Annotated in this window: 16 protein-coding genes; 5 read left to right on the top strand and 11 right to left on the bottom strand. The window is 59.6% G+C overall.

What is annotated here, in order from left to right:
* Window positions 1-6: 6 nt before the first annotated feature.
* The 7 genes from EAH74_RS06925 to amaB all read right to left on the bottom strand — a co-directional run bounded on the left by EAH74_RS06925 (window position 7) and on the right by amaB (window position 8,395).
* A complete protein-coding gene (locus EAH74_RS06925; protein ID WP_123367622.1) occupies window positions 7-723 on the bottom strand; it encodes an ABC transporter ATP-binding protein in 717 nt (238 codons plus the stop codon).
* Window positions 720-1,595: an ABC transporter ATP-binding protein gene (locus EAH74_RS06920; RefSeq protein WP_123367623.1), complete on the bottom strand. Its 876-nt coding sequence runs from the start codon at window positions 1,593-1,595 to the stop codon at window positions 720-722. The genes EAH74_RS06925 and EAH74_RS06920 overlap by 4 nt, the downstream gene beginning before the upstream one ends.
* Window positions 1,592-2,875, bottom strand: coding sequence for a high-affinity branched-chain amino acid ABC transporter permease LivM (livM, locus tag EAH74_RS06915; protein ID WP_123367624.1), 1,284 nt, complete (start codon window positions 2,873-2,875; stop codon window positions 1,592-1,594). Before livM ends, EAH74_RS06920 begins: the two co-directional genes overlap by 4 nt.
* Before the next feature lie 3 nt (window positions 2,876-2,878).
* A complete protein-coding gene (locus EAH74_RS06910; protein WP_027921961.1) occupies window positions 2,879-3,793 on the bottom strand; it encodes an ABC transporter permease subunit in 915 nt (304 codons plus the stop codon).
* A 172-nt stretch (window positions 3,794-3,965) separates the two neighbouring features.
* Window positions 3,966-5,099, bottom strand: coding sequence for a branched-chain amino acid ABC transporter substrate-binding protein (locus tag EAH74_RS06905; protein ID WP_123367625.1), 1,134 nt, complete (start codon window positions 5,097-5,099; stop codon window positions 3,966-3,968).
* Between the two features lie 364 nt (window positions 5,100-5,463).
* Window positions 5,464-6,747, bottom strand: coding sequence for an L-pipecolate oxidase (gene amaA / locus EAH74_RS06900; protein ID WP_140677233.1), 1,284 nt, complete (start codon window positions 6,745-6,747; stop codon window positions 5,464-5,466).
* Window positions 6,748-6,904: 157 nt separating this feature from the next.
* Complete coding sequence (gene amaB, locus EAH74_RS06895; RefSeq protein ID WP_008153370.1) at window positions 6,905-8,395, bottom strand: L-piperidine-6-carboxylate dehydrogenase; 1,491 nt, start codon at window positions 8,393-8,395, stop codon at window positions 6,905-6,907.
* A gap of 174 nt (window positions 8,396-8,569) precedes the next feature.
* Between amaB and EAH74_RS06890 the strand changes: the two genes are divergently transcribed.
* From EAH74_RS06890 to nadE, 3 genes are all read left to right on the top strand, one after another.
* A complete protein-coding gene (locus EAH74_RS06890) occupies window positions 8,570-9,481 on the top strand; it encodes a LysR family transcriptional regulator (protein ID WP_140677231.1) in 912 nt (303 codons plus the stop codon).
* A gap of 230 nt (window positions 9,482-9,711) precedes the next feature.
* Window positions 9,712-10,956, top strand: a complete 1,245-nt coding sequence (gene pncB / locus EAH74_RS06885) for a nicotinate phosphoribosyltransferase (protein ID WP_140677229.1) — start codon at window positions 9,712-9,714, stop codon at window positions 10,954-10,956.
* Between the two features lie 4 nt (window positions 10,957-10,960).
* Window positions 10,961-11,788, top strand: a complete 828-nt coding sequence (nadE, locus tag EAH74_RS06880; protein ID WP_123367629.1) for an ammonia-dependent NAD(+) synthetase — start codon at window positions 10,961-10,963, stop codon at window positions 11,786-11,788.
* Window positions 11,789-12,005: 217 nt separating this feature from the next.
* Here the strand turns inward: nadE and azu are convergent, their stop codons facing one another.
* Window positions 12,006-12,452: an azurin gene (azu, locus tag EAH74_RS06875; protein ID WP_140677227.1), complete on the bottom strand. Its 447-nt coding sequence runs from the start codon at window positions 12,450-12,452 to the stop codon at window positions 12,006-12,008.
* A 343-nt stretch (window positions 12,453-12,795) separates the two neighbouring features.
* On the opposite strand from azu, the gene EAH74_RS06870 reads away from it, so the two are divergent.
* Together EAH74_RS06870 and EAH74_RS06865 are read left to right on the top strand one after the other, a co-directional pair.
* Window positions 12,796-13,383, top strand: coding sequence for a TIGR00730 family Rossman fold protein (locus tag EAH74_RS06870; RefSeq protein WP_140677225.1), 588 nt, complete (start codon window positions 12,796-12,798; stop codon window positions 13,381-13,383).
* A 68-nt stretch (window positions 13,384-13,451) separates the two neighbouring features.
* Complete coding sequence (locus EAH74_RS06865) at window positions 13,452-13,643, top strand: hypothetical protein (protein ID WP_008157021.1); 192 nt, start codon at window positions 13,452-13,454, stop codon at window positions 13,641-13,643.
* Window positions 13,644-13,778: 135 nt separating this feature from the next.
* Here EAH74_RS06865 and EAH74_RS06860 read toward each other — a convergent pair whose 3' ends face one another.
* The 3 genes from EAH74_RS06860 to EAH74_RS06850 all read right to left on the bottom strand — a co-directional run bounded on the left by EAH74_RS06860 (window position 13,779) and on the right by EAH74_RS06850 (window position 20,519).
* A complete protein-coding gene (locus EAH74_RS06860; protein WP_140677223.1) occupies window positions 13,779-14,669 on the bottom strand; it encodes a transglutaminase family protein in 891 nt (296 codons plus the stop codon).
* Window positions 14,669-17,155, bottom strand: coding sequence for a circularly permuted type 2 ATP-grasp protein (locus EAH74_RS06855; RefSeq protein WP_140677221.1), 2,487 nt, complete (start codon window positions 17,153-17,155; stop codon window positions 14,669-14,671). Before EAH74_RS06855 ends, EAH74_RS06860 begins: the two co-directional genes overlap by 1 nt.
* Before the next feature lie 88 nt (window positions 17,156-17,243).
* Window positions 17,244-20,519, bottom strand: a complete 3,276-nt coding sequence (locus EAH74_RS06850; RefSeq protein ID WP_140677219.1) for a DUF2126 domain-containing protein — start codon at window positions 20,517-20,519, stop codon at window positions 17,244-17,246.
* Window positions 20,520-20,530 lie beyond the last annotated feature (11 nt).

The raw sequence follows: 20,530 nt of genomic DNA, 5'->3' as shown, positions 1-20,530 counted from the left end.
CAGAACTCAGTGGCCGCCGAGATAGGCGTTACGCACTTCCTCGTTAACCAGCAGCTCCTTGCCGGTGCCCGTGAGGCGGATCTCGCCGTTGACCATCACGTACGCCCGGTCGGACAGTTTGAGGGCGTGGTTGGCGTTCTGCTCCACCAGGAAGATGGTCATGCCGGTTTTGGCCAGTTCCCGCAGGGTCGCGAAAATCTGCTTCACCACGATCGGTGCCAATCCCAGGCTCGGCTCATCGAGCAACAGCAGTTTCGGCCGACTCATCAGCGCCCGAGCGATGGCGAGCATTTGCTGCTCGCCGCCAGACATGGTCATGGCCCGCTGGGTACGACGCTCTTCGAGCCGCGGAAACAGCTCGAACATGCGTTGCATGTCTTCCTTGGCGTACTTGTCGCCAATCGGGATGGTGCCCATCAGCAGGTTTTCCTCGACGGTCATGTCGGGGAATACCCGCCGACCTTCCGGCGATTGGGCGATGCCGTGGGACGCGATGTAGTGCGACGATTTGTGGGTGATATCCACACCCTGATAGTTAATCTGCCCATCAGCCGCCCGGGGTTGACCGAAAATAGACATCAGCAGGGTCGACTTGCCGGCGCCGTTGGAGCCGATCAGGCTGACGGTTTCGCCTTCGTTGATGTGCAGCGAGACTTTCTTCAGGGCCTGGATCGGCCCGTAAAACACGTCCAGTTCCTTGAGTTCGAGGATGGGTTGACTCATAGCGCCACTTCCTCTTCATCAGCGCCCAGGTAGGCCGCAATCACTTTCGGATCGTGTCGGATGTCGTCGGGGCCGCCCTCGGCGATGACGATGCCGTGGTCCAGCACCACGATGTGGTCGGAAATGCTCATTACCATGCCCATGTCGTGTTCGATCAGCACCACGGTCAGATCGTGCTCGTCGCGCAGCAGCCGGATCATCGCGCTCAGCGCTTCGGTTTCCTGAGGGTTGAGGCCGGCGGCCGGTTCGTCGAGGCAGATGATCTGCGGCCGGGTGCACATGGCCCGTGCGATCTCCAGACGACGCTGCTGGCCGTAGGACAGCTCACCGGCCAGACGGTTGGCGCAGTCCACCAGGTCCACCACTTCCAGCCAGTAGAACGCGTGGTCCAGCGCATCGCTTTCGGCTTTGCGATAACCCTTGGTGTTGAGGATGCCGGCCAGCATGTTGCGGTTGACCCACATGTGTTGAGCCACCAGCAGGTTTTCCAGCACCGACATTTCCTTGAACAGGCGAATGTTCTGGAAAGTCCGCGCCAGGCCGGCACGGTTCACCAAATGGGTGCCGCCGAACATTTTGTAAAACAGCCGAGTGGCGAAGGATTTCGGCGAGACGAAATCGACCGGTTTAAACGACTCACCCAACAGCTGGATGACATTGGTTTTCTCGCCACGCACATTGAGTTCGATCTTGCCGCCCGAGGCCTTGTAGAACCCGGTCAGGCAGTTGAACACGGTGGTCTTGCCGGCGCCATTGGGGCCGATCAGGGCGAAGATCGAGTTGCGTTTGACCTTCAGGCTGACATCGTTCAACGCCTTGATGCCGCCGAAGTGCATCATCAGCTTCTCGACCGAGAGTACGACTTCGCTCATGGCGCTACTCCTTTACGCGGGGTCACACCGGTACGGCTGATCCGAATCAGGCCGCGCGGTCGCCAGATCATCATCAACACCATCAGGACGCCGAACAGCAGCACGCGGTATTCCGCGAACCCCCGCAGCAGTTCCGGGGCGACGGTCAGCACGAACGCCGCAATCACCACGCCGATGGTCGAGCCCATGCCGCCGAGTACCACGATGGCGAGGATCAATGCCGATTCGAAGAAGGTGAACGAGGTCGGGTTGACGAAGCCTTGGTAGGTGGCAAAGAACACACCGGCCAGCCCGGCCGTCGATGCACCGATGGTGAACGCCGAGAGCTTCACCAAAACATGGTTCAGGCCCATGGAGCGGCAAGCGATTTCATCTTCACGCAAGGCTTCCCAGGCGCGACCGACCGGCATGCGAGTCAGGCGGTGCTTGATGTACAGCACAGCCAATACCACCAGGAACAACACCGCGTAGATGAAGTAATACTTCACATCCGGGTTGTAGGCGATGCCGAAGAACTCATGGAACGGCACCCCGCCCTCTTTCGCCCTTTTGCCGAACTCGATGCCGAAGAAGGTTGGCAATGGAGCGGCCATGCCATTCGGGCCGCCGGTCAGGGACAGCCAGTTATTGAGGATCAACCGGATGATTTCACCGAAGCCCAGGGTCACGATCGCCAGATAGTCACCGTGCAGGCGCAGCACCGGGAAACCGAGGATGCAACCGGCAAGGCCAGCGGTGATCGCCGCCAGCGGCAGCACCGTCCAGAAGCCCAGACCGAGGTATTGGTAACCGAGCGCCAGTCCGTAGGCACCGATGGCGTAGAACGCCACGTAACCCAGGTCGAGCAGACCGGCCAGACCGACCACGATGTTCAGGCCCAGACCCAGCAGTACGTAGATCAGCCCGAGGATGACCACACCCAGCAGGTAGGAGTTGGAGAAAAACGGGAACACCACGGCAACGACGATCAACAGCGGGATGATCCAGCGCAACCGGGATTTGTAATCAGGCGGCAGTACATGAACCCCGGAGCCGGTGCTTTCAAAGCCTTCAAGAATTCTCAGACCCTTGGGGGTTTGCAGGAACAGGCTCAAGGCAAAGCGGCCGGCCATGACGATGGCGACAATCCACGCCACGCGTGTCGGCTGCAGGTTGAAGCCGTAGCCGTCGAGGACGATGCCGACAATCGGGCCGAACACAATCAGGGCCACAAGGCCGGCAAGAATCGCGTCAACCAGGCTTCTTTTGAGATCAATGGTTTTTTTAGTGGTTGAAGACATCGCTTACACCTTCGACACAAGAGGACGGCCGAGCAGGCCTTGAGGCCGAAAGACCAGAACAAGAACGAGCAGCGAGAAGCTGAAAACGTCTTTGTAGTCCGAGTTCACCAGACCTGAGAACAGTGATTCGGAGATCCCCAGAATAATCCCGCCAAGCATGGCGCCAGGCAGCGAACCGATCCCGCCGAGTACCGCGGCGGTGAACGCTTTGATGCCGATGACAAACCCTGCGTAGAAGTCGAACGTGCCGTAGTTCATGGTGATCAGTACGCCGGCCAGGGCCGCCATCGCTGCACCGATGATGAACACATAGGAAATCACCCGGTCGGTGTTGATCCCCAGGATCGAAGCCATCTTGCGGTCTTGCTGGGTCGCGCGGCACATGCGGCCGAGCTTGGTGTACTTGATGACGTAGGTCAGCAGGCCCATCCCGACAAACGCGGCGACCAGAATGAAGATCTTGGTGTAGGTGAGCTGGACGAAGCCGGTTCCGACTTCAACTCGCCATGCACCGGTAAGCAGTGTGGGTACGCCTTGTTGACGGGCGCCCTGGGCGATCTGTGCATAGTTTTGCAGGATCAGCGAAATACCGATGGCGCTGATCAGCGGTGCCAGTCGTGTGGAGTTGCGCAACGGTTTGTAGGCGACGCGCTCGATGACCCAGCCATACACCGCCGTGACGACGATGGTGAAGACCAGTGTGCCGAGCATCAGCAGAGGGAAGGATTCAATACCGAAGTAAGCCAGCAGAGCCAGACTGATTGCCGCGAGGTAAGCGGAAATCATGTAAACCTCGCCGTGGGCGAAGTTGATCATGCCGATGATGCCATAGACCATTGTGTAGCCGATGGCGATCAGGCCATAGACCGACCCGAGGGTCAGGCCGTTGACCAGTTGCTGCAGGAAAATACCATCCATAACGCAATCTCACGCATTTGAGAGACTGCACAGAAGCGGGTTGCAACGGACCGGGGTTCAGCCGCCGGCGCAACACGGTTGTGTGCAGCTCTACGAGAAAAGACAGGTACTGCACGGACATGTTGATTGATCTGCCCGGCGCACCAGGCACCGGGCAGATCAGCAGTTCATATCACTTCTGTTTTTCCAGTTGGTGGTATTTGCCGTCCTTGTCCCACTGGTAAACCACGTAGTCGGAGACTTTCAGGTCGCCCTTGGCGTCCCAGGTCTTCTCGCCCATCACGGTTTTGACCGGGTGCGATTTCAGCCATTTTGCGGCGTCTTCACCCTTGTTGGACTTGGCGCCGTTGAAAGCAGCTGCCAGGGTCTGGACCGAAGCGTAGGCATACAAGGTGTAGCCTTCAGGCTCGGTGCCTTTTTTGCGGAACTCATCCACGACCGTCTTGCTGTCCGGCAGCAGGCGCGGGTCGGCGCCGAAGGTCATGTACACGCCGTCAACGTTTTGCGGGCCACCTGCGGTGGTCACCAGCTCGTCGGTCACGATGCCGTCATCGGACATGAACTTGACGTCTTTGAGGCCTTGTTCACGCAGTTGGCGAACCAGTGGACCGGCTTCCGGGTGCAAGCCGCCGAAGTAGACCACGTCGGCACCGGCCGCACGGATCTTGGTCACCACGGCGCTGAAATCTTTCTCGCCGCGGGTCAGGCCTTCGTACAACACTGGCGTTACGCCGCGCTTGACCAGTTGTGCCTTGGTGGCGTCCGCCAGACCTTGGCCGTAGGTGTCTTTGTCGTGCAGGACCACGACTTTCTTGCCCTTGAGCACGTCGACGATGTAGTCGCCGGCGACGATGCCTTGCTGGTCGTCACGACCGCACATACGGAACATGGCGCTCAGGCCGCGTTCGGTAACTTGTGGGTTGGTGGAGCCTGGAGTGATCGCGATGATGCCCGCTTCGTCGTAGATCTCCGAAGCCGGGATAGTCGAAGAGGAGCAGAAGTGACCGACTACGCCAGCGACTTTCTGGTTGGTCAGGTCCTTGGCGACCGTCACAGCCTGTTTCGGTTCGCAGGCGTCATCGCCTTTGACCAGTACGATTTTTTCCCCGTTTACGCCGCCCGCTGCGTTGACCGCATCGGCCGCAGCCTGTGCACCCTTCATGTACTGCTCGCCAAATGCCGCGTTGGCGCCTGTCATCGGTCCCGCCACACCGATTTTCACATCGGCCTGTGCAAACGCAGAAACACCCAACGCAGTTGCCACTGCGAGGGCCAAAAAGCCTTTTTTGTAAAACGTCTGGGACATGAGGTGGTGCTCCAAGGTTTTTTTTTAGTTGGCACTGCGACTTCCTGAATGCTCAGAGCAAGGGCCGTGCCATCGGTTTTTTATTCTGAAAAAAGTCGCTGCTTTATTGTTATTTCGACTGTTTCGATCCCATTTTCATTGGGCGTGCAACCGTCTAAACCGCGGGAGGTGAAACCATTTATTTTTAAAGGCGCAACCCGCACGCGCCATCATTGCAACCGCGGCGCCAAACGACGTGCAACCAGCCTGTAACAGCGAGCGTCACCGAAGTGCACACTGCTGGTGCGCAACTGCTACAACCCGCACCTTTTACAGGCTAGTCGCTGCGCGAAAAAGCGCCGCTTTCAGCAACAAATTTCAACAATCAGATAACGATCCGCAGGCACTGGCCTGCGTGATACAGCGAGAATCCGGCCTCGTACAGACAGCTGCGCAATCCCACACCCGCCAACGGCTGCATGGGTGCGAAGGGAATCGGTAGCGCTTGAGGATTTCCGTTACACAGATAATCGGCAAAGGCTTTGCCGACGACGGTGCCAGTAGTGACGCCCCGGCCGTTGTAACCGGTGACTGCCACTAAACCGGGCGCCGGCTCGAACAAACGCATCAAATGATCGGGGGTGAAGGCGATGCAACCGGTCCAGGTGCACTCCCATTCCACCGGTTTGAGATAAGGAAAGTAGTGCTGCTGAACCCGGTCGGCCCAAGCTTTGAGAAACCAGGTCGGTTTCTGATTGCCATTGCCGAGACTGCCGAGCAGCAGACGGCCATCCTTATCCCGACGAACACTGCTGAGGACCTGGCGGGTGTCCCATGAACCCTGGCCACCCGGGAGAATTTGCTGCGCAGCCTCTTCGGTCAGCGGGACCGACGCCACTTGATAGTAATAACCGGGGAAGAAGTTGCGCCGCAATTCCGTCCAGTCACCTTCGGTGTAAGCGTTAGAGGCAATCACGACTTGTTCCGCAAGCACCGAACCCTGAGCGGTTTGTACCGACCAGCGCTGGCCCTGACGTTCGAGTCGGGTCACCGGGGAATGATCGAACAACTGACCGCCGAGGCCGATGGCCGCTTTGGCCAGCCCCGTCGTGTAAGCCATTGGGTTGATTGTGCCGGCACGTCGATCAAGCAGCGCAGCGGCAATCTTTTTGGTGCCCGTCGCTTGTTCGCAGGCTTGACCGGTCAGCAGCTCCACCGGCGCGCCGCGACGTTTCCATTGTTCTTCACGACTGCGCAAGTCCGCTTCGCCACGGGCGTTGTGCGCCATGTGCAGCGTGCCTTCACGGCGTAACTGGCAATCGATGTTGTACTTATCCACAAGGCTGAACACCAGGGACGGTGCCGCACCGAGCATGCGATTAAGCTGACTGCCGACCGCCTCGCCAAAACCGGCTTCGATCTCGTCCGGTGGAATCCACATCCCGGCATTGACCAGCCCGACGTTGCGCCCCGATCCGCCATGACCGGCGCGATGGGCTTCCAGTACACAGACGCTTTTGCCTTTTTCCAGCAGATGCACCGCCGCCGACAGACCGGTGAAACCGGCACCGATGACGCAGACATCGACCTTTACTTCGCCCTTGAGCGCCGCGTTGTCAGGCCTTTGCGGCGTCAGTTTTTCCCACAGACACTCTTCGCGTAACGGCATTGCCAGACTCCAACAGAAACCTAACCAACACACACATTCCAATGTGGGAGCGAGCCTGCTCGCGAAGACGGCGACACATCTAACATTGATGTGACTGCCAGACCGCATTCGCGAGCAGGCTCGCTCCCACAGAGGGAATCACTGCACTACTTGCGATTTAGTCGAACGTAATGCCCTGAGCCAACGGCAACTCCAGCGAATAGTTCACGGTATTCGTCTGACGGCGCATGTAGCCGCGCCATGCATCGGAACCGGATTCACGACCGCCGCCCGTTTCTTTCTCACCGCCAAACGCCCCGCCGATTTCCGCGCCGCTCGGGCCGATGTTGACGTTGGCGATGCCGCAGTCACTGCCCACCGCCGACATGAACTGCTCGGCTTCACGCACGTCAGTGGTGAAAATGCACGACGACAAGCCTTGTGGCACAGCGTTGTTCAGGCGCAGCGCCTCGTCAAAATCCTTGTAACCGACCACGTACAGAATCGGCGCGAAGGTTTCGTGGCAAACCACATCGCTCTGTTCCGGCATTTCAACGATGGCCGGCGAGACGTAATACGCGTTAGGGAATTTGTCTTCCAGTTGGCGCTTGCCGCCGAACACCCGGCCACCTTCGCTCAAGGCCTGCTCAAGCGCGTCCTGCATGTTTTCGAAACTGTGTTTGTCGATCAGTGGACCGATCAGGTTGCCTTCCAGCGGATTGCCGATGCGCACTTTGGAGTACGCGGCTTTCAGGCGGGTGACGATTTCTTCTTTCACCGATTCATGGGCAATCAAGCGACGCAATGTAGTGCAACGCTGACCGGCAGTGCCGACGGCGCTGAACAGGATGGCTCGTACGGCCATGTCCAGGTCGGCGCTTGGGCCGAGGATCATTGCGTTGTTACCGCCCAGTTCCAGAATGCTGCGAGCGAAACGTGCGGCGATTTTCGGTGCCACTTCGCGGCCCATGCGGGTGCTGCCGGTGGCGCTGATCAGCGCGACACGCGGGTCATCGACCAAGGCTTCGCCGGCATCGCGACCGCCGATGATGACTTGGCTCAGGTGCGGCGGCGCGTCGCTGAAGTTCTTCAGTACGCGGTCGAACAGCGCCTGGCAGGCCAGGGCGGTCAGCGGGGTTTTCTCCGACGGTTTCCAGATCACCGGGTTACCACAAACCAGCGCCAGCGCAGTGTTCCAGGCCCAGACCGCAACCGGGAAGTTGAACGCACTGATGACGCCAACGACGCCCAGCGGGTGCCAGGTTTCGCGCATGTGGTGGCCAGGACGCTCGGAAGCGATGGTCAAACCGTACAGCTGACGGGACAGGCCGACGGCGAAATCGCAGATGTCGATCATTTCCTGAACTTCACCCAGACCTTCCTGAGTGATCTTGCCGGCCTCCCAGGACACCAGCTCGCCGAGGTCGGCCTTGTATTCGCGCAGGATATCGCCCAGTTGGCGAACCAGTTCGCCACGGCGCGGGGCCGGAACCTTGCGCCACAATTCGAACGCATGATCTGCACGACTGATGTGCTGCTCGACTTCAGCGGCGCCTTCCCAGTTCACGGCGGCGATCTGGCTGCCATCGATCGGCGAATGCACCGGCACTTTGCCGTTCTGGTACAGGGCCGGGTTCACACCAAGACGATCAAGCAATGCGGCAACCATGGGTCACTCCTCAAGCGAAAAACAGAAAACGTGCAGCCGGATTAATTCGGCTGGTGAGGCCTGTAGTTTTAGCGCTCCCGACGTTACCCAACAAACGACCTTTAAGAGAGATATCATTCCGTTTATTCATGCTGCGAATTGCTGGTAAGAAAGAAACAAGAAAAAGGACAACCCATGCTGAATAAACGCTACTTGCCGTCGATCACCGCGCTGCAGTGTTTTGAGGCCGTAACCCGGCATTTGAGCTTCACCCGGGCGGCGGAAGAGCTGAACCTGACCCAGAGCGCTGTCAGCAAACAGGTCGCGCAACTCGAAGAATTATTGCAGCACCTGCTGTTCCGCCGGGTGCGTCGACGCCTGCAAATGACTCCGGCCGGTGATTTGTACCTGGTGGAGGTACGAAAAATCCTCACGCAGGTCGAGATGTCGACCCACTACCTGCGCTCCTACGGCGGTGAAACCGAAGTCCTGCGCGTCTCGACGCCTCCGACCTTCGGCGCGCGCTGGCTAGTGCCACGCTTGAAAGGCTGGCGTCTGCGCCATCCCTCGATCCATCTGGACCTGTGCAGCGAACAGGAAGCCGACGATCTGTTGCAGGGTCGCAGCGACCTGGCGTTTTATTTCGGCCAGGGCTCACGACCCGGCACTGAATGCCTGAAGCTGTTCGGCGAAGAGCTGGTGCCGGTCTGCGCACCGGGCAGCCTGCCGGACACGCCGTTCACCGATCCTACGCAACTCACCGACCTGGTCCTGCTGCAAAACGCCTCCCGGCCCCAGGCCTGGCACGACTGGTTCGACAGTCAGGGCTACCACACCGAACACAGCTACCACGGCCCGCGTTTTGAAACCTTTTACATGTGCATCCGCGCAGCCCAGGTCGGCTGCGGAGTGGCGCTGTTGCCACGGTTTCTGGTGGAAGAGGAATTGGCCGACGGCAAACTGGTCATACCTTGGCAGCACGCGCAGCCCAGCACCGATGCCTATTACCTGGCGTATCCGGAGCATTCGGCGGAGGTGCCGAAAGTGCGGGATTTTGTGAAGTGGATGCTGGAGCAGATTGATAGCCCGGAGATACCGCAAATTTAGGGTTACACCACAATACCTGTGGGAGCGAGCCTGCTCGCGAAGACGGCGGCACATTCAACATAGATGTGACTGAAAGACCGCTTTCGCGAGCAGGCTCGCTCCCACAGTAAACCGTGGCGGTTTAAAAAATCGCTGGCAATACCTGCCGTTGATATGCGCCACTAGCCCCATTCATTGAAACAGCTGCAACGTCGCTGCCACGGGCCGCGGCCAGCCTGGAGAACCCCGTTATGAGCGAGAGCGTGTTTGGCGATCGCATCGTGCAGAACCTGCTCGACACCGACTTCTACAAACTGACGATGATGCAGGCGGTGCTGCACAACTACCCGAACGTGGAAGTCGAATGGGAGTTTCGTTGCCGTAACAGTGAAGATTTGCGCCCGTACCTCGCGGAAATCCGTTTCCAGATCGAGCGCCTTGCCGAATTGAGCCTGAGCGCGGACCAGTTGAGTTTCATGGAGCGCATCAGCTTCATGAAACCGGACTTCCTGCGCTTTCTCGGGTTGTTCCGCTTCAATCTGCGCTACGTCCACACCGGTATCGAAAACGGCGAACTGTTCATCCGCCTGCGCGGGCCATGGCTGCACGTAATCCTGTTCGAAGTGCCGCTGCTGTCCATCGTCAGCGAAGTGCGCAACCGGTATCGCTACCGTGAAGTCGTCCTGGAACAGGCGCGTGAGCAGCTCTACCGCAAGTTCGACTGGCTCACCGCCAACGCCAGCGCGGAGGAATTGTCCGAATTGCAGGTCGCCGATTTCGGCACTCGTCGTCGTTTCTCGTACCGCGTGCAGGAAGAAGTGGTGAACGTGCTCAAGCACGATTTCCCCGGTCGTTTTGTCGGCACCAGCAACGTGCACCTTTCACGGGAGCTGGACATGAAGCCGTTGGGCACCATGGCCCACGAATGGATCATGGCCCATCAGCAACTCGGCCCCCGGCTGATCGACAGTCAGATTGCCGCCCTCGATTGCTGGGTCCGTGAGTACCGCGGCCTGTTGGGGATTGCCCTCACCGACTGCATCACCACGGATGCCTTTCTCAACGATTTCGACCTGTACTTCGCCAAGCTGTTTGACGGCCTGCGCCATGATTCCGGTGATCCGGTGCTCTGGGCGGAAAAAGCCATCGCCCACTACCACAAGCTCGGCATCGACCCGATGAGCAAGACGCTGGTGTTCTCCGACAGCCTGACGCTGCCCAAGTCTCTGGAAATATTCCGGGCGTTGCGCGGTCGGATCAATGTCAGCTTTGGCATCGGCACCAACCTGACGTGCGATATCCCGGGTGTTGAACCGATGAGCATCGTGCTTAAAATGGCCGCCTGCAACGGCCAGCCCGTGGCAAAGATTTCCGATGAGCCTGGCAAGACTCACTGCAAAGACCCGAATTTTGTCGCCTATTTGCGACACGTTTTCAAAGTACCTGCCGCCCTTTCCAGCACATCAAGCACATCAAGCACATCAAGCAAGGAGTGAATTCATGCAAGCCGAACAGCGTGAGATTGCTGAACAGCTCAAGGTCCAGCCGCCGTTCGCCGACCAGGCCGCCCTCGAGGCTGAAGTCGCCCGGCGGATTACCTTCATCCAGGACTGCCTGGTCAATTCCGGGCTCAAGACCCTGGTGCTCGGCATCAGTGGCGGCGTCGATTCCCTGACCGCCGGCCTGCTGGCCCAGCGTGCGATGCGCGAACTGCGCACCCGCACAGGCGACAACAGCTATAAGTTCATCGCCGTGCGCTTGCCGTACGAAACCCAGTTCGACGAACACGATGCCCAGGCCTCGGTGGATTTCATCGCCCCGGACGAGCGCCACACCGTGAACATCGGCCCGGCGGTCAAAGCCCTGGCCAGTGAAGTAGCCGCCTTTGAAGGCAAGCATGCCGTCTCGGTGGATTTCGTGCTCGGCAACACCAAGGCGCGGATGCGCATGGTTGCCCAATACACCATCGCCGGCGCAGCCCACGGCCTGGTGATCGGCACTGACCACGCGGCGGAAGCGGTGATGGGTTTCTTCACCAAGTTCGGTGACGGCGCTTGCGACCTGGCGCCGCTGAGCGGCCTGGTGAAAAACCAGGTCCGGAACATCGCCCGCAGCTTCGGCGCTCCGGAATCACTGGTGGAAAAAGTCCCGACGGCCGACCTTGAAGACCTGTCGCCCGGCAAACCGGACGAAGCGTCCCACGGCGTGACCTATGCCGAGATCGACGCGTTTTTGCACGGTGAGCCGGTGCGTGAGGAAGCGTTCAAGATCATTTGTGACACGTATAAAAAAACTCATCACAAGCGAGTGATGCCGTTTGCGCCTTGATTTCACCCCCATGGGCGCCTGAAGGAGCCTGTAGGAGCTGTCGAGTGAAACGAGGCTGCGATCTTTTGATCTTGATCTTAAAAATCAAAGTCAAAAGATCGCAGCCTCGTTTCACTCGACAGCTCCTACAGGGATTGGCGTTGACGGATTTGCGTTGGCCAATAAATAAACAAAAAAAGCGTCCCATGTGGACGCTTTTTTTACGAGCTCGATTCGATTACTTCAGGACAACAGCGCCTTTCATCATCGAGATGTGGCCAGGGAACGAGCAGAAGAAGCCGTAGCTTTCGCCAGCAGCCAGTTTCGAGATGTCGAAGGTCACCGAATCCGTTTCGCCAGCACCAATGATTTTGGTATGCGCGATAATGCGGGCATCACCTTCTTTCAGGTAGTTCTTCTCGATACCTGCACTCAGACCATCGGTAGCAATTGGCTGCATATCAGCTGTTTTGCTCAGCACCCAGTTATGACCCATGACGTTTTTCGGCAGGTTGCCGGAGTGTTTCAGCTCCACGGTGAACGTCTTGCAGCTCTTGTCGATGCTGATTTCCTTGGTATCGAAGGACATCTGGTCAGTCGAGTCGACAGTGACCTTGCACTCGGCAGCCATCAATTGGCTGCTGGCCAGTGTCAGCAGGGATACTGCAACAAGTTTGGCAAACATGGTGAATCTCCAAGGCAGGGTTAACAAAAGTGCGAATGGACAGAAGACTGCCTGAAAACTTCGCAAGTTCCTATGACCTGAATCAAAAATTGTATACAACTTTCGGGCTATGACACCTATCGAAACAATCTACCAGCCAGACGTCTGGGGCGGCCCTATCATCAGGTCGTCCTCACCCATCTGGAGCGTCAGTCATGTCCCTTAACAGCCTGTTGCGCAGTCTGCTCGCCGCCTACGCCTGTGGCGCCAGCGGAACCTGTGAAACACCTGAACGCGAAGTGTAGACCTTGGAACGCCGCACGCCTGCCTTTACTCTGTGGCCATCCTGACCATGGAGTAAGGCATGTCTTTAGCGTCCGTTTGTGTATTTTGCGGTGCCAGCACTGGTACCAACCCGGCTTATCGTGAAGCGGCTGTCGCCTTGGGGCGAGCATTGGCCGAGCGTAAGCTGACTCTGGTCTATGGCGGCGGCGCCGTCGGGCTGATGGGCATCGTCGCCGATGCTGCGCTGGCGGCCGGTGGTGAAGTGATCGGGATCATCCCGCAAAGCCTCAAAGACAAAGAAATCGGTCACAGCGGCCTGACTCGTCTGGAAGTGGTCGACGGCATGCATGCGCGCAAGGCGCGGATGGCCGAGCTCAGTGACGCCTTTATCGCGCTGCCCGGCGGCCTGGGTACACTGGAAGAACTGTTCGAAGTCTGGACCTGGGGCCAGCTCGGCTACCACGGCAAACCGCTGGGGCTGCTGGAAGTGAACGGTTTCTACAGCAAATTGACGTCTTTTCTCGATCATATCGTCGGCGAAGGCTTCGTTCGCGAACCGCACCGTGACATGCTGCAAGTGAGCGAATCGCCGCAAAACCTGCTTGATGAACTGGATGCCTGGCAGCCGACAGTGGTGCCAAAGTGGATCGAGCAAAAACCCAGCTAACGGCTGGGCATCGATACAGGGCAGAATACGCGCCGCTCAACCTCACCTTCGACCCCAGAGGATCGCCCATGGCTAAACCCAATTATTCCTTCGCCAAACGTCAGAGAGACTTGGCCAAGGAGCAGAAGAAAGAGGAAAAGCTTCAGCGCAAGAAAGCTACAGCTGAAGAAGAAGCCGCCGCACTGAACCCGGATGCAGAAGGTGAAGTGGCCGCAGAAGACGCTGTTGAAGCACCGAAAGATCAGGCGCCCGACGCCTGAGACCCTCAGGGCCCGATGATCTGATCAGGCCCACCGGATCTGTGTCCAGGGTCAGCAACGATGTTGCTGACCCTCACAGGCCAATCTGAAATACCCCTCCAGAAAGCACTGCACACTACCCACATTGGATTTTCATTACTCCAGTGGCATCACTGTGACGCGGACTTCGGGATCATGACTGCCACCACCCAAAATCACCCCGCGCAACGGCGATACATCGGAAAAATCCCGGCCCCAGGCCAAGGTGATGTGTTCCAGCGCCGGCTGGACTTTGTTGGTCGGGTCGAAATCCACCCAACCGAGCACCGGGCAAAACACTGAAACCCAGGCATGGGATGCATCGGCGCCGATCAGTCGCGGCTGGCCCGGTGGTGGCTGGGTCAGCAGGTAGCCACTGATGTACCGCGCCGCCAACCCACGGGAGCGTACGCAGGCGAGCATCAGGTGAGCGAAGTCCTGACAAACACCGCGCCGGCGCTCCAGCACTTCCACGAGCGGCGTCGCCACTTGGGTCGCCTCGGCGTCGAAGGTGAATTCGCTGAAGATCTTCTCCATCAGCGCCTGAACACCCAACAGCAGCGGACGACCCGATGGAAAACAGCTTTCGGAAAACTCGACGAAGTTGCGCTTCAAATGCACGTAGGGTGATTCGAACCGGTAACGACACGCTTCCAGCAATTCGGGGGAAAGCGGCTGACTGCTGTAAGTCAGCGCGTTACAGGTTTCTTCCCACGCAGGGGATTGATTGAAATCCAGTGCAGGCCGGGCCAGCACTTCGACGGTGAGCCGGGCATTGACCAGCAATTCATCATGCGGCCGCTCGAACGCCAACCGGGTCAACGGATTACCGAACACATCCAGTTCATCGCGGCGGGTCGTCGGGTCGGGGCTGATCTGCAATTGCTGCTCGGTGCAGCGCTGCCAGGCACATGCACGCGGCCACAGGTGCGCGAGCTGCTGAGCCAGGGACACCGGGCTGTCGTAGTGATAATGGGTGTCGTGGAGAATCTGGTAATGGGCGCTCATCAGACGGACACCGTGCGCTGGCTGACGTCATCGACATGGGCGAAATGGCGCAAGGCCAGACGATCCGACACTTGCCCGCTGGCGTCGGCGATCTCTTGCAACAGATCGGCCAGCCCCTCAATGGCCGCCCGAACGCTGGCTGCGCCGAACAGCGGGTTCTCCAGGCATCCCAGATCGAACCGTGCCAAGCGTTCCACCAACTGCGGCAACCCCGCTTCGCGAGGCACGCCGAAGTCGTCATTCAAGCGTTTCAAGGTTCGAGTCACCAATTTCAACTGAAACAGCACGGCGTGGGGGTTCTGCTCGTCGAGCAGCAACAGGTCAAGCACCGGAATCAATTGCGCCACTGCCAGATACCGCGATCGGTAAGTGATGCTGCTGTTGCCCAGTTCCAGCAGCCATTCCAGTCCGGCCTGATCGAAAGCAACGGCCCCGCGCAGAAATGCCGCCAGGCTGGCGCTGAGAAATTGCAGGCGTTCGATCCGGCGGCCGATCATCAGGAAGCGCCAGCCTTCGTCCCGGGTCATGTCGTCGAGGGCGAAGCCGGATAATGCCGCCAGGGACATCACCAGACGGTTGAGGAAATCCAGCAATTCGCCGAAATCCGGCTCTTCGGCTTCCAGCTCCAAGGCCTCGCGCTGCAGCTCCACCAGCGCTTGCCAGTTTTCCCGCGAGAGCTTGCCGCGCACCTGCGAGGCCGCCCACTGCAAACGCTGCAGGTTGGAGCGCAGGCTGAACGACCAGTCGTCGCCGAGCAGTGCCGCCAGCAAACGCTCCGGCAACTCGCCTTCATCGGGTAACAACATCAACCGTTCGCCCAGATCGACCGCTGCCTCAAGGGCTTGCGGGTCATCGCCATCGACATAACGCGCCAGCATGATTCGCAGCAACCGCGCGCTGTCATCACAGCGTTCGCAATAACGGCCGAACCAGAACAGGTTTTCCACCACCCGCGACGGCAGGTACGGATCCCGTCTTACCAGATCGTGCACACCGATCGTACGCTGGGTTTTCCATTGCTCACCGCTCGGCGGGCGATCGCCCAGCACCCAGGTGTCTTTGCTCGCGCCACCGCGCTGCATCGACACCACTTCGGCGTCAGCCTCGGCGGCGACCCGGGTAAGGCCGCCGGGCAGAACCCGATAACCCTCACGACTGGCCACTGCGTACACGCGCATGCCGATAGCCCGAGGTTGCAGATGACCGTCTTCAGCCTGCCAGATCGGGGCTTGAGAGAGTTGAGCCAATTCTTGTGCGACATAGGCGTAAGGCCGGGCCTGCATGCGCTCAGCCAGTTCCTGACGCTGTTTTTCACTCAAATCGCGACCAAATACCGGAGTAAAGCTCTGTGACGGGAAAGCCGGTTTGATCAACAACTCCGGCAATTTTTCCAGGGCCTGAGCCAGCACCGGTGCTTCACCGCACCACCAGGTCGCGATGGAGGGCAGAATCAGTTCTTCGCCGAACAGGAATTGATTGATCTTCGGCAGGAAGCCCAACAATCCCGGCGACTCCAGCACGCCGCTGCCGAGGGCGTTGGCCACCAGCACTCGCCCTCGGCGTACCGCTTCCAGCAATCCCGGCACGCCAAGGGCCGAGTCAGTGCGCAGCTCCAGCGGATCGCAGAAGTCATCGTCGAGCCGCCGCATGATCGCGTGGACCCGACGCAGTCCGCTCAAGGTTTTCAGGTAAACCGTGGCATCCCGGACGGTCAGGTCGCCGCCCTCTACCAGTGGGTAACCGAGCTGACGCGCCAGATAGAGGTGCTCGAAATAGCTTTCGTTGAAACGTCCCGGTGTCAGCAGCACGATCAGCGGCGCTTCGTCATCACTCGGCGCCTGACGGGCCAGGGTTTCCTGAAGCGTGCGGAAGAACCCGGCCAGGTGCTGCACTTTCAAATCGCGGTACAACTCGGGAAAGGCCCGGGACACGATGGTGCGGTTTTCCAGCGCATAACCGGCGCCGGACGGTGCTTGCGTCCGATCCGCCGTGACCCACCAGCGACCGTCGGGTGTACGCGCCAGATCCACGGCGTACAGATGCAGAAAAGCCCCGTCGGGCGGCGTGATGCCCTGACAGGGCCAGAGGAAGTTGTTGTGGCCGAAGACCAGCTCAGCAGGCAGCAGACCCTCAGCAATCAACCGTTGCGGGCCGTACAAATCTGCCAGCACAGCATTGAGCAAGCGTGCCCGCTGGGCGATCCCGGCTGATAACTGCTGCCATTCATCCGCAGCAATCACGTGCGGCAACAGATCGAGCTCCCACGGCCGATCGGCCCCCTTAGGGTCGGCGTAGACGTTGTAAGTCACGCCGTTTTCCTGGATCTGCCGAGTCAGCAGCGCCTGACGCTGCACCAATTGCGTTGGTGTGCTGCGCTGTAATTGGTCGAACAACCGACGCCAGTGCGGGCGCACCGCGCCGCTGTCGTCGAGCAGTTCGTGATAAGTGCCCGCCGTCAGCGGGTAGCGGTCAAGCAGGTCAGGCATGGAAAGCTCGGCAGACAGCAAAGAACGGTCAGACTAACGCAGGCTCATGACGCCCGGATATACGAAAAATCCGAGCGTCGCGTACGGTTTAGAAACGTCGTAAATCGAGAGTCATCGGTAGCTCGTCGTTAATTTCCATATTGGGTATAGGAAGTTTCCCTGGCGTATGTCCGATGCGGAAGAAACGCGCCATCCGCCGGCTCTCCGCCTCATTGGCGTTCACCGGCAAGCTGTCGTAGTTGCGCCCTCCCGAATGGGCGACGTGGTACTGGCAGCCACCCAGCGAGCGCTGCATCCAGGTGTCGAGCAGGTCGAACACCAGCGGCGCGTGGACCGGGATGGTCGGCTGCAGGCAGTTGGCCGGTTGCCAGGCGCGGAAGCGCACACCAGCGACAAACTCGCCGACCCGCCCGGTGGGTTGCAATGGCACCGGGATGCCATTGCAGGTCAGAAGATAACGCTGCGGCGGCAGGCCCGTGAGTTTGACCTGCAAGCGTTCCAGCGACGAATCCACATAACGCACCGTGCCGCCGACCGCGCCCTCTTCGCCCAGCACATGCCAGGGCTCCAGCGCCTGACGTAATTCCAGCTCGATCCCGCTGACGGCGTAATCGCCGACCTTGGGAAAACGGAACTCCAGATGCGCCGCAAACCACTCTGCGCGCACGGGATAACCGGCGGCATTGAGGTCCACGATGACGTCGGCGAAATCCTGTTCGATAAAGTGCGGCAACAGGAACCGGTCGTGTAGTTCGGTGCCCCAGCGCGCCAGCTTCGGCGGTGCATAGGGCTCGCGCCAGAACCGCGCCACCAACGCCCGCAACAACAACTGCTGCGCGAGACTCATGCGCGCATGGGGCGGCATTTCAAAGGCGCGCAATTCAAGCAACCCCAGACGCCCCGTCGCGCCATCCGGTGAATAAAGCTTGTCTATGCAGAACTCGGCACGGTGCGTGTTGCCGGTCACGTCGATCAGCAAGTTACGCAGCAGCCGATCCACCAGCCACGGCGCGCACTCCTCACCCGGTTCAGGCATCTGGGCGAAGGCGATTTCCAGTTCATACAACGCATCATTGCGCGCCTCATCAACCCGTGGCGCCTGAGACGTCGGGCCGATGAATAATCCGGAAAACAGGTAGGACAAGGACGGGTGGTTATGCCAGTAGCTGATCAGGCTGCGCAGCAGATCGGGACGGCGCAGAAACGGTGAGTCAGCCGGTGTCGCGCCACCCAGTACGAAATGGTTACCGCCGCCGGTGCCGGTGTGCCGGCCGTCGATCATGAATTTCTCGGTCGTCAGTCGGGTCTGGCGTGCCTCTTCGTAAAGAAACTCGGTGCGTTCGACCAACTCATCCCACGTGGCGGACGGTTGCACATTGACCTCGATCACTCCCGGATCGGGCGTGATGCGGAAGTTGCTCAGGCGCGGATCGCTCGGCGGCTCATAGCCTTCCAGCAACACCGGGCAATGCAATTCCTCGGCGGTGGCTTCGATGGCGCTGACCAGTTCCAGATAATCCTCGACCCGCTCCAGCGGCGGCATGAACAGGTACAACCGCCCTTCTCGCGCCTCCGCACAGAACGCCGTGCGGGTCAGCCAGTCGGCGGATTCATCGAGCTTCGGCGTGCGTTCATCAGCAACCGCAGGCTCGCCTTGGCTCTGAAGTTGTGCAGTGTCGGGCAGTGCGGGGAAATCCTGATTCGGGTCCACAGGATGAATAAACGGGTACTCCGCCGCTTTCACCCAAGGCTGCGAGCCAAGCGGCAAGCGGTAGCCCAGCGGCGAGTCCCCTGGCACCAGTCGGCAATGCTCGTCGCGCAGATACCAGCGTCCGCTTTGCCACTGATCACCCTTGGCGGTGCGCGCCAGCGGCAGGACCTGGCCGATGACTTTGTCCAGCCCCTGGCTGAAGACTTTGCGCAGGCGTGCACGCTCCAGAGGCTCTTCAAGACGCGAGTCTTCGGCGCTGACGTTCTGCGGCAAAGTGCCTTCGCGCCAGAGGTAATAGAAATTGTCTTCGTAGGCCGGAAATACAAAACGTGTCGGAATTTTCAGGCGTTCGGCGACACTCGCCAGAAAGCGTCCGGCCAACTCTCCATTGGCACCGTAGTCTTCCTGCTCATCAGCAATCAGCGCGCTGTTGTGCCAGATCGGTACATCGTCGCGGCGCCAGTAACAGTTCAGCGACCAGCGCGGCAATTGCTCGCCGGGGTACCACTTGCCTTGACCGAAATGCACCAGACCATTGGGGGCGTAGTGCTTGCGCATGCGCTGGAACAGTTCGGCGGACAGACGCCGCTTGTCCGGCCCGAGCGCAGCAGTGTTCCACTCGGCGCCGTCCGGATCATCGATGGACACAAACGTCGGTTCGCCGCCCATGGTCAGGCGTACGTCACCCTCCAACAGGTCAGCATCGATCTGCCGACCCAACGCCTGGATCGCCAGCCATTGATCTTCGCTGTAGGGCTTTGTCACCCGCGGTGCTTCCCAAATCCGCTCCACCGACATTTCGTGGGTGAATTCGCACTCGCACGGTTCAACCAAGCCACTGATCGGTGCCGCAGAGCCCGGATCGGGACTACAGGCCAACGGAATGTGTCCTTCACCGGCAAACAGCCCTGACGTCGCGTCCAGGCCGATCCAGCCGGCACCGGGCAAATAGACCTCACACCAGGCGTGCAGGTCGGTGAAGTCCACGTCAGTGCCCGACGGGCCGTCGAGGCTTTTGACGTCGGCGGTCAGTTGAATCAGGTAGCCGGAGACGAAACGCGCCGCCAGACCGAGGTTGCGCAACAGCTGCACGAGTAACCACGCAGAGTCGCGGCAGGAACCGGAGGCATGTTCCAAGGTGTGTTCGGGCGTTTGCACACCTGGCTCCATGCGGATCAGGTAGCCAATGTCTTCGCTCAGACGCTGGTTGAGTGCGACGAGGAAATCGACGCTAGGCAGTGGCGTGCGGTCGATGCCATCCAGGTACGCCTTGAATTTCGGCGTCAGGGGCAAGGTTTCCAGGTACGGCGCCAGCTCTTTGCGCTCATCCGCGGCGTAGGCGAACGGAATCTTTTCCGCGTAGGGTTCAAGGAAGAAGTCGAACGGATTGAAGACCGCCATCTCTGCCAGCAGATCGACTTCGATCCGCAGCTCATCGGTTTTTTCCGGGAACACCAACCGCGCCAGGTAATTGCCCTGGGGGTCTTGCTGCCAGTTGATGAAGTGCTGCTCGGGCGACACTTTCAGCGCGTAGGACAGTATCCGCGTGCGACTGTGGGCCGCCGGGCGCAGGCGAACGATCTGTGGACCGAGCTCGACGGCGCGGTCGTAGCGGTAATGCGTGACGTGGTGCAATGCGACATGAATCGACACGGCGTGCCTCC

The organism is Pseudomonas mandelii (genome assembly GCF_006438925.1).
GTDB classification, from domain to species: Bacteria; Pseudomonadota; Gammaproteobacteria; order Pseudomonadales; family Pseudomonadaceae; genus Aquipseudomonas; species Aquipseudomonas mandelii_C.
The sequence above is the reverse complement of the archived record's forward strand: the minus strand, read 5'-3'. Positions and strand labels throughout refer to the sequence as shown.

Excerpts from the sequence above, each read along its gene's own strand:
- EAH74_RS06925 (WP_123367622.1), bottom strand. The coding sequence starts at position 723 with ATGAGTCAACCCATCCTCGAACTCAAGGAACTGGACGTGTTTTACGGG.
- EAH74_RS06920 (WP_123367623.1), bottom strand. The coding sequence starts at position 1,595 with ATGAGCGAAGTCGTACTCTCGGTCGAGAAGCTGATGATGCACTTCGGC.
- livM (WP_123367624.1), bottom strand. The coding sequence starts at position 2,875 with ATGTCTTCAACCACTAAAAAAACCATTGATCTCAAAAGAAGCCTGGTT.
- EAH74_RS06910 (WP_027921961.1), bottom strand. The coding sequence starts at position 3,793 with ATGGATGGTATTTTCCTGCAGCAACTGGTCAACGGCCTGACCCTCGGG.
- EAH74_RS06905 (WP_123367625.1), bottom strand. The coding sequence starts at position 5,099 with ATGTCCCAGACGTTTTACAAAAAAGGCTTTTTGGCCCTCGCAGTGGCA.
- amaA (WP_140677233.1), bottom strand. The coding sequence starts at position 6,747 with ATGCCGTTACGCGAAGAGTGTCTGTGGGAAAAACTGACGCCGCAAAGG.
- amaB (WP_008153370.1), bottom strand. The coding sequence starts at position 8,395 with ATGGTTGCCGCATTGCTTGATCGTCTTGGTGTGAACCCGGCCCTGTAC.
- EAH74_RS06890 (WP_140677231.1), top strand. The coding sequence starts at position 8,570 with ATGCTGAATAAACGCTACTTGCCGTCGATCACCGCGCTGCAGTGTTTT.
- pncB (WP_140677229.1), top strand. The coding sequence starts at position 9,712 with ATGAGCGAGAGCGTGTTTGGCGATCGCATCGTGCAGAACCTGCTCGAC.
- nadE (WP_123367629.1), top strand. The coding sequence starts at position 10,961 with ATGCAAGCCGAACAGCGTGAGATTGCTGAACAGCTCAAGGTCCAGCCG.
- azu (WP_140677227.1), bottom strand. The coding sequence starts at position 12,452 with ATGTTTGCCAAACTTGTTGCAGTATCCCTGCTGACACTGGCCAGCAGC.
- EAH74_RS06870 (WP_140677225.1), top strand. The coding sequence starts at position 12,796 with ATGTCTTTAGCGTCCGTTTGTGTATTTTGCGGTGCCAGCACTGGTACC.
- EAH74_RS06865 (WP_008157021.1), top strand. The coding sequence starts at position 13,452 with ATGGCTAAACCCAATTATTCCTTCGCCAAACGTCAGAGAGACTTGGCC.
- EAH74_RS06860 (WP_140677223.1), bottom strand. The coding sequence starts at position 14,669 with ATGAGCGCCCATTACCAGATTCTCCACGACACCCATTATCACTACGAC.
- EAH74_RS06855 (WP_140677221.1), bottom strand. The coding sequence starts at position 17,155 with ATGCCTGACCTGCTTGACCGCTACCCGCTGACGGCGGGCACTTATCAC.